The following is a 7,862-nucleotide window of genomic DNA, read 5'->3' as shown; positions in this document are numbered from 1 at the left end:
CACCTGCTAATGATCACGTCCTAGACCAGCACGAGCGAGTCAATCTCCACCCACGCCAGAGACCCGACCTGCGAGTTCAAGATGAAACGATCTCAATCAGCACAGCCTTGGACATGTCCCATGCATCGAGCAGCTCGGCGAGATCGTCGACTGCCGGGCGAGGGAATGCCGCCCCCGCCACGGGGACCGGCCCGTGCCACGCTGGTCGTAGCGGTACACGGGTGCAAGGTCCGCGACCATGGCGGCGACATCGTCCAGGTAGTCCGGCAGACCCGGACCGCCATGCAGCATGACTACGGCAGCAGCCGAGTGGTGTCTCCCAGCGCCATCCAGCGCAACTGAGCCTCGTCCGTCATCGACACGAGGCCCTGCGTCTCCATCAAGGTCACCGCGGAGAACCTATCGGTCTCACTGAGGCTCTGCCAAAGGTTAAATACCAGGGGATGTGCTAGGTGCGGCGACGGCCTGTTGTCGGCCGCTCCCACCGCCTGCGCGGGCGAGGCAGTATGAGGCCGTGATCACACAGATTTCGCGAGACGAACTGTCACTGCTTGAGCGGGCGGTCCGCCACTTCCGTGGCGTCCAGGAGGCCGATGTGGTTCGGGCGTTTGGTGACACGCCCAGCGCACTCGCCTTCGTAGCGTCCGATGAGGCAGAGCTCTTTGGGTGGTGCTGGGGGCACCACCTGGCGCGTCCGGACTCGTCATCGATGCTCTATGTCCACCAACTTGAGGTGGCGGAATCCCATCGCCGCCGGGGCGTCGGACGGGATCTTCTTCGCGCCTTCATGGAGGCGGGGGCGAAGGCCGGGGCCACGAAGATGTTCTTGACCACCGGTGAAGCGAACCTGGCGGCCCGGTCCCTGTACGAATCCCTCGGAGGTGGGCTTGCTGCGCAGGGCCCCACAGTGAACTACTGGTTTCTCCTCGATCCGCACCTGGGATGAGCGTGGTTATTGGCCGCTGTTGTCTCCGCGAGGAGTGATCGTGTTCTTGGGCTGGGTCAGGGGAATGAAGCGGTCGGCGGCGCCCAGATTTCTGGGGGTTGGGCCGGCTGGGGTGGGTGTGTCTGCGAGGCGTTCGGCGAGGGCGTGACCGCTTCGTGGTCGCCTTCGAGGGCTTCGCACCCTGGCGGGGCCGTCGGCCATGTGGGCTCGACTGCCCCCGCCGTACCGGCTTCCGCTCACGCAGTCCATCTTCCACCAGGTACTCGTAGAAGGACCGCACGGCCACCAGGCGTTGCTGGACAGTCGCGTTCGCCACACCGGTCTCCGGCAGCAGAGGCGCCTTCGCTGTTCGCTGGTGGGGCCGGTCGAGCATGTCCCCGATCCAGGCGACAACCATGTCCGCACCGGCCAGTGCGGGATCTGTGCCGTCCACTGCACAGAATCGCAGGTGGTCTTCGACCGCTCGCCCGTACGCGTCGATCGTATTGGGAGCCCGACCGACGTTCGCCATGAACTGGAGTAACCGACCGGCCAGTTGATGCTCAGCGAGAGTGGGGAACTTGCCCCACAGGATGGGGGCCATAACGACAGGCTAGCCCTGTTCGATTCCACATAAGGCGGGCGTTGCCGGTGGACTTCCCCGTCTGGGACCGGGTCTATGCCTTCTTCCGGCGCTGGCGGGAGAGCGGGCTGATCGACGAGCTCCACGATCGGCTGCGCGGGAAGGTCCGCGAGGCGGCCGGGCGCGATCCGGAGCCGACCGCCGCAGCGATCGACTCGCAGTCGGTCACGGGCGACGCGGTCGTGGGCGCCGGCAGCCGGGGCTACGACGGCGGCAAGAAGATCAATGGTCGGCGTCGGCACCTGATCTGCGACACGATCGGACTGCTGCTGGCGATCCAGGTGACAGCCGCCGATGTCACCGACCGAGGCCGCCGCCGAGATGCTGCCCGCCCTGCACAAGCAGTTCCCCGCCATCACCAAGCTGTGAGCCGATTCGGCTACACCGGTGTGCTCGTCTCCTGGGCGCTGGCCGTGCTGCACCTGGTCGTCACGGTCGTCAAGCGCAGCGACGACGTGAAGGGTTCGTGGTGCTGCCGCGCCGGTGGGTGGTGGAGCGAGCGCGAACCGCCCCGACGGCTACTTGAGCAGCTAGTGCTGTGGCCGCGAACGTTCACCGGGTTGGGAGTCCAGTCCTGGCTAAGGTGCGCGTAGCGGAATGATGTTCGGTTGTAAGGGGGTTGGGCGGATGCTGATCGAGGTTGCAGGGGTGCGCGTACCTGTGGGGCGGGCGACAGAGGCGGCGCGGCTGGTCTGTGAGGAATACGCTGACGAGGCGCTGTACCACCACTCTGTGCGGTCATACTTCTTCGGCGCGGCCTGGGCGGAGGCGCGTGGCCTCGACTTCGACCGTGAGTTGTTCTTCGTCTCGGCGTTGCTGCATGACTTGGGGCTCGTTCCGCCCTTCGACAGTCACACGCTCTCGTTTGAAGAGGCTGGTGGCCACCTGGCCCGGGTCTTCACGGCCGGTCTCGGCTGGCCGACTGAGCGACGCGACCGGGCGGCTGAGTTGATCGTGCTCCATATGCGGGACGACGTTGCGCCGGAAGTAGACGTGGAGAGCCGACTGTTGCAGGTGGGGACGAGCGCGGATGTATCCGGGGCGGGCCTGGAAGCCTTCGACCCGTCTTTCACGGACACACTCGTTGGGGCATACCCCCGGCTGGGCTGCGCCAAGTCCTTCGTGCGCCTGTTCCAGGACCAGGCAGAGCGTAAGCCGGGGTGCGCGGCGGCGCAGTTGGTAGCGGGAGAGTGGGCGGAACGGACTGTTACCAATCCGCTCGATCAGGGCTGAGGGCCGGGAAACGGATCGTCACGCGGCTTCCGTGACGGGGCATCCGCTGGGGCGGACGCCCCCTCGCCACCGCGGCCTGATGCGCGGCATAGCGCCCTATCGTCGAACTGGGCCACGAACCGGTCCGCGTCCACGGGGTCGAGGTAGCCCCGGGCTGCGGCTGTGTGCGCCCAGGTGCGCAGGCCCATGACATTGTCGGCCGCCGACGGGTCGCGCACGACCAGAGTCCGGGCTTCCACCATGATGTCGTGGATGCCGCGGGCCGCAAGCAATCCGGCGTGCCGGTGGCCCAGCGAGCCGTTGCGCAGGCCCACGTCGGCCCTGAAGCGCAGCACCCGGCGGGCGAGCTCCTGGTCGTCAATGTCGAGTACCTGGGTGTCGTAGTCCGGGTCCGCCAAGGCGACCCGGCCGCCGGGGCGGACCACCCGCAGCAACTCCTCCAGCACCCGGGCCGGTTCAACGACGTGCTGCAGGACCCGGAGCCGAGTTCGTCGTCGCAGCAGGCGATATGACCACCTACGCCGACGCCGGCCACGTCGCGTCAGCCGCCGGACTGGTCCCCGTCCCCCGCGATTCCGGCCGTCGCACCGGCAACCTGCACCGCCCCAAGCGCTACAGCCGCCGCCTGCGCAAGTCTTCTACCTCTCCGCGCAGACCAGCATCATCCGCGACGGCCCCAACCGGGAGTACTACCTCAAGAAGCGCGGCGAGGGCTGCCAGCACGTCCAGGCCGTCATCGTCCTCGCACGACGCCGCACCAGCGTGCTCTGGGCCCTCATGCGCGACAATCGAGCCTTCACCCCGTCCCCGCCCACCACGGCTGCTTGACTCAGCTCGATGTCACAGAGAAGGCATCGTGGTTGAGGCCGGTGGGGGCCCAGTGAGGCACACACGCGCCTGACCGGACGGCGTGCCCGCCATCAGGGCTGACTTTCGTCGGCCGAGGCACAGACGATCTCCGAGATGCCCTATCGGCCGCACTGGTGAAGGACGCCAACGACCTTGACTCGGTCATTGAAACTCCAGTCCAAAGCTGCTACACCGACCTCACGCTCCAGGGTCAGCACACCAGGCATGGTCCGAGATCAGGTCTGCTTCGGAAGATCTTCGGTGGGAAGGTTCCAGGATGAGCTGATTCCCGCCGCGATCAACTGCGCAGCTTCTTGCGGCGTACGGTGCGTCGTATCGATAACCTCGGCTTCGCGATGCAGCCAGGGAACGGCCTCGCGATAGGCGACGAGGTGGTTAAGGCGCCAGTCGCGACTGTGCTCGGTATCTGCCTCGATCCGTTGGGTGAGGGTGTCGGGATCGGTGTGCAGCACGACGTGATGCAATGGAATATCGGCCTTCTGGAAACCGTCACGGATCTCGGTCCAGTACTGCTCTTCGAGGACTGTTTGGACCACGATCAGCCGACCGCCAACGTAGTTGAGGAGCTGAGCAGCCGTCTCCACGACAAGAGCACGCCATGGCTGCCAGCTTTGGAAGCCGCCAGCCCTCGTCCTCGGCATGTCAGTGACGGCATCGCGCAGCATGTAGCCGACGTACTCCGCGTCGAAGATCCTCGCCTCTGGAATCAGGGAGACAAGTTCCTTCGAGGTGGTCGTCTTACCAGCTCCGAAGGTTCCGTTCAACCAAAGAATCATGGCCCAGAGCATAGCCAGGCCGTGAATCCGTATGCTCCAAGGCGGCCAAACCCATGCGGCCGCTACGGACCGGGCAACAGATTCATGAGCACACTGAGCATCCTGACGCATGGGCAGCCTGCAGGAGGGCCCTTCCCGGAAGTAGCAACGCCGGGGGCACCAGGCAAGCGAAGCGCGCCCCCGCCCGGTGCACAACAACCGCGCCAGACCGAGTCGGGGGACAGCGGAGAGTCAGGAACGCCAGCATCCCTGAGCACCCGCAGGTAGGGTCCGTCCGCATGGCCTTCAACTTCAACGATCACTACTACCCGCTGCTGCTGAAGCAGGTGCCGGACGGGGCGCGGACGGCGCTGGACGTCGGTTGCGGGACGGGACGGTTCGCGCGGTTGCTCGCGGGGCGCGGGCTGGACGTCGAGGGGACAGACGCCAATGGGGAGGTCATCGAGGCGGCGCGAGCGGCCAGGGGCGGTCCTCGATACCGTCAGGCCGACGTGCGCGACGAGCAACTACCCGACTGACACTACGACTTCATCTCATGCATCGCCAGCCTCCACCACATGCCGTTCCATACGGCGCTGACATTGCGGAAGGCCCTCGCTCCGGGCGGTGTCCTGGCGGTGCTGGGTCTCTATCCGGTCAAGACGGCGACCGACTTCGTGTGCGCCCTCCCAGCACTGTCCCTCCTCAGCCGGTGCCCGTCCGCCACAGTGGAGCGTGGCAGTCCTCGGTGCCGGGCCTGCGCGATCATCGTCAAGGAGCTGTCGACCGCGACGACCTCGGCCCCACTGCGCGGGCGCAGGGCCACGGCGGCGTCCCCGGTACCTGCTCCAACCTCAAGGAACAGCCCGCCGGGCTCGGCACGCAGGAACTCTTGCAACCGCTGCTTGTAAGCGGCGTAAAACGGCTCCGCACTCAGCCGGTCCAGGACCTGAACCCACTCAGCGGGCCGGGGCCGCGTGTCCACCGACGTGAAACCGTGAGCAACACCGTGATCGTTCACGGGAGCACGCTAGACGTGCCAACCAAGCCGGTGAACCTTTCCAGACAGAGCACTAAGCTGCCGGCATGATCCGATCACCGGTAGCAGTGGTACTGCGACAGGTGAGGTCAGCCGACTGTTCGGGGTAGCGAGATTGGGCACCGCGGACCTGCCATTTCGTATCGTGCGTCAGGGATTTCAGCCGGTGCTTTCCGGTCGCCATGCGCCGTACGCGGGCGATCCGGGGCACTGGGCGTACTGGCGTCGCGAACCGCTGGCCTACGCCAGCGGCGTACTGCCGATCGGACCCGGCTTGGCGGCACCGCGCTGCTACGGCGTCGTTGATGACGTCGTGTATCTGGCCGACGTGTCCGGAAGCGCGGAGTCCGCTGAGGTCGCGGCACGTCGGCTCGGGGCGTGGCAGGCAACCGCAGCGGTGCCGGACGTCAACTGGCTTTCTGGGCATCAGCTCGTCCAGCGGATCACTGCCAGCCACCTCGACTGGAGCCTGGTCACTGCCGACCCCCGCATGGTGGCCCTGTGGCAACAGCGTGGCGAACTACTTGATGAGCTCTCGCGCGTCCCACACGTCCTCGTCCACGGTGACTTCTCTGCAGGAAATCTGCTCGCTTTGGACAACCTGACGACCGTCGCCCTGGACTGGGCCACACTCGGCACAGGCCCACGTCGGTGCCGATCTGGCAAGCCTCGCCCTCAGCACATGCAGAGATCTCCTCGGCCCCTACTTGGCCGGCCTGAACGGCAGATTCGACAAACCCGTTGTGGAACTCGGCTATCGGGTGACCCTCGCGCTGACCGGCGCAAGCCGGGTGTAATGGATGCTGTAACGAGGCGTGCAGCCTCCCAACGAATACGTAGAGTTCGTTGTGTCTCAGGCGCCGTGAAGTGCTGGATGGGCAACCCCACGTCATCGCTGACCACGCAGCCAATCAGAGATCTGATCCACAGGTCTTGACGATAACTCCCGCGGGTGTCTGCCAGGTGGCGGCCTTGGCGAGTGATGGGCGGCTTGAGTGGTCAGGGCGTCAGCTGATGCGGATCGCCTGGGACCGGTGTGGGCGCGAGGCGCGTGAAGTACTCGGTGGAGATGATTCTGAGGCGGGTGTCCTCGGGCAGGCGAGCCAGGAGGCCGGGCAGGGGGCGTTCGCGGGCGACTTCGCCACGGTGTGCGGTGATCGCGCGCCATTTCTGCTCCACCCAGGGCGTCACATCGACCGTTGCGGTCACGTACTCGTCCGCGACGGACAGGATGGATTTACCGACGCCGGTCAGCAGCGATCCCAGGTCGCCGACCCCGGAGTGCGGGTGGGTGGCGGAGTAGAGGGCACGCGTCTGCCAGGGCTCACCGGCATCCGGGTAGAGGTGCGCGAGCCCGGCAGCCTCCACCGCGAGCAGGGTCACCCGGTGGGTGTGGCGGTGGTCGGGGTGGCCGGTCAGCTGGCCGACGGCGTCATGGGTGACCACGATGTCGGGACGGAACTCCCGCACCTGCGCGACCAGCTGGGCGATCGCCTCATCGAGGGACACGTCGCAGAACCGGGGGCGGCCAGGTGCTGACGAGTCGTTGCGGGCGTCGCCGTAGCCGAGCATCCGAGGTGGGCCAGCGCCGAGGACTTCCAGGGCTTCAGCGAGCTCCGCCGCCCTGTGACTGTCCGGAGCCCAGGTAGCGGTGACGACGGCGGTGCGCGCGCCGTGGGCGGCGTGTTGGGCGAGGACTCCGCCCGCGAGAAGACTTTCGTCGTCCGGGTGTGCGAAGACGCCGAGCAGGGACGGCACAGACGGGAGAGTGGATGTCGTCACGGGATGATGGACCTTTCTCATGACGGGGTGGGTGCGCAGCTGGCCAATGCCGGTCTGGGCGTCCTGTCGGGCTCAGCCGACCTGGTCTCTATCTCAGATGAACCGGTCCGATTCGCGCGCTATCTTAGGTGATCTTGTCGCCCAGCTCGGACTCACGGGTCATGCGCACGTTGGGCAGCTTGCCTCGCCAGAGCTCACGTTCACCAGTGGTCCTGAATCCGTACCGCTGGTAGAAGCGGATCGCCCTCGCGTTGGGGCCATCCTTCAGGGTGCAGCCGATGATTCTCGCGTGATTTTCCGTCCAGGTCACACTGGCGACCTGCACCCGATCCAATCCGCCTTCGCTAGACCAGACGTCAGAGTCGCAGCCGCGGACCAGATCATCGGCGACGGGACATCCGGCCGGCGCATGGAGCCAAAACAGCTACGTGCAGTGGAGCCCAAAGAAGTGCATACAAACAGGCAAGGGTTCGGGGAGCGGATCGGCTCCCCGAATGGCTTCCGGTAAGAACGCACCGCTTTAGAGGTCGTTTCACTTGGTGAGTCGGCGGTAGCTGATGAGGGCTGCGGCTATGCCGACGAAGGCGAGGAAGTGTTCGGCCTTACGTTCGTATC

10 protein-coding genes and 2 pseudogenes are annotated in these 7,862 nt (G+C 66.1%); 6 read left to right on the top strand and 6 right to left on the bottom strand.

The window, feature by feature from the left end; translation table 11 throughout:
• Positions 1-514: 514 nt before the first annotated feature.
• Entirely contained in the window at positions 515-946 is a 432-nt protein-coding gene (locus ACZ6TU_RS38825) for a GNAT family N-acetyltransferase (RefSeq protein WP_469553497.1), read from the top strand.
• Between the two features lie 262 nt (positions 947-1,208).
• Here the strand turns inward: ACZ6TU_RS38825 and ACZ6TU_RS38820 are convergent.
• Positions 1,209-1,457: pseudogene (locus ACZ6TU_RS38820) on the bottom strand (site-specific integrase); the annotation flags it as partial.
• Between the two features lie 119 nt (positions 1,458-1,576).
• Here ACZ6TU_RS38820 and ACZ6TU_RS38815 point away from each other — a divergent pair.
• Together ACZ6TU_RS38815 and ACZ6TU_RS38810 are read left to right on the top strand one after the other, a co-directional pair.
• Positions 1,577-2,161 (top strand): transposase, encoded by a 585-nt coding sequence (locus ACZ6TU_RS38815; protein WP_469553494.1) that lies wholly within the window; start codon positions 1,577-1,579, stop codon positions 2,159-2,161.
• 34 nt (positions 2,162-2,195) lie between these two features.
• On the top strand, positions 2,196-2,801 hold the full coding sequence (locus ACZ6TU_RS38810; protein ID WP_469553491.1) for an HD domain-containing protein: 606 nt from the start codon (positions 2,196-2,198) through the stop codon (positions 2,799-2,801).
• Here ACZ6TU_RS38810 and ACZ6TU_RS38805 read toward each other — a convergent pair.
• Entirely contained in the window at positions 2,792-3,247 is a 456-nt protein-coding gene (locus tag ACZ6TU_RS38805; protein WP_467682338.1) for a methyltransferase domain-containing protein, read from the bottom strand. The genes ACZ6TU_RS38810 and ACZ6TU_RS38805 overlap by 10 nt on opposite strands.
• 32 nt (positions 3,248-3,279) lie before the next feature.
• On the opposite strand from ACZ6TU_RS38805, the pseudogene ACZ6TU_RS38800 reads away from it, so the two are divergent.
• Positions 3,280-3,629 (top strand): annotated as a pseudogene (locus ACZ6TU_RS38800) (transposase); the annotation flags it as partial.
• A gap of 257 nt (positions 3,630-3,886) precedes the next feature.
• Here the strand turns inward: ACZ6TU_RS38800 and ACZ6TU_RS38795 are convergent.
• Complete coding sequence (locus tag ACZ6TU_RS38795) at positions 3,887-4,447, bottom strand: AAA family ATPase (RefSeq protein WP_467682340.1); 561 nt, start codon at positions 4,445-4,447, stop codon at positions 3,887-3,889.
• A gap of 278 nt (positions 4,448-4,725) precedes the next feature.
• On the opposite strand from ACZ6TU_RS38795, the gene ACZ6TU_RS38790 reads away from it, so the two are divergent.
• Positions 4,726-4,965: a class I SAM-dependent methyltransferase gene (locus ACZ6TU_RS38790; protein ID WP_467682342.1), complete on the top strand. Its 240-nt coding sequence runs from the start codon at positions 4,726-4,728 to the stop codon at positions 4,963-4,965.
• A 110-nt stretch (positions 4,966-5,075) separates the two neighbouring features.
• Here ACZ6TU_RS38790 and ACZ6TU_RS38785 read toward each other — a convergent pair whose 3' ends face one another.
• Positions 5,076-5,411 carry a class I SAM-dependent methyltransferase gene (locus tag ACZ6TU_RS38785; protein ID WP_469553503.1) on the bottom strand — a complete coding sequence of 112 codons (336 nt, stop codon included), beginning with the start codon at positions 5,409-5,411 and terminating at the stop codon, positions 5,076-5,078.
• A 199-nt stretch (positions 5,412-5,610) separates the two neighbouring features.
• Between ACZ6TU_RS38785 and ACZ6TU_RS38780 the strand changes: the two genes are divergently transcribed.
• Positions 5,611-6,402 carry a phosphotransferase gene (locus ACZ6TU_RS38780; RefSeq protein ID WP_469553500.1) on the top strand — a complete coding sequence of 264 codons (792 nt, stop codon included), beginning with the start codon at positions 5,611-5,613 and terminating at the stop codon, positions 6,400-6,402.
• A gap of 62 nt (positions 6,403-6,464) precedes the next feature.
• Here the strand turns inward: ACZ6TU_RS38780 and ACZ6TU_RS38775 are convergent, their stop codons facing one another.
• Together ACZ6TU_RS38775 and ACZ6TU_RS38770 are read right to left on the bottom strand one after the other, a co-directional pair.
• A complete protein-coding gene (locus ACZ6TU_RS38775; protein WP_467682346.1) occupies positions 6,465-7,247 on the bottom strand; it encodes a PIG-L deacetylase family protein in 783 nt (260 codons plus the stop codon).
• A 124-nt stretch (positions 7,248-7,371) separates the two neighbouring features.
• Positions 7,372-7,557 carry an N-acetyltransferase gene (locus ACZ6TU_RS38770; protein ID WP_467682348.1) on the bottom strand — a complete coding sequence of 62 codons (186 nt, stop codon included), beginning with the start codon at positions 7,555-7,557 and terminating at the stop codon, positions 7,372-7,374.
• Positions 7,558-7,862 lie beyond the last annotated feature (305 nt).

Source organism: Streptomyces sp. NPDC052064 (assembly GCF_055585925.1).
This window is presented reverse-complemented; position numbering and strand designations above follow the sequence as displayed.

Excerpts from the sequence above, each read along its gene's own strand:
- ACZ6TU_RS38795 (WP_467682340.1), bottom strand. The coding sequence starts at position 4,447 with ATGATTCTTTGGTTGAACGGAACCTTCGGAGCTGGTAAGACGACCACC.
- ACZ6TU_RS38790 (WP_467682342.1), top strand. The coding sequence starts at position 4,726 with ATGGCCTTCAACTTCAACGATCACTACTACCCGCTGCTGCTGAAGCAG.
- ACZ6TU_RS38810 (WP_469553491.1), top strand. The coding sequence starts at position 2,196 with ATGCTGATCGAGGTTGCAGGGGTGCGCGTACCTGTGGGGCGGGCGACA.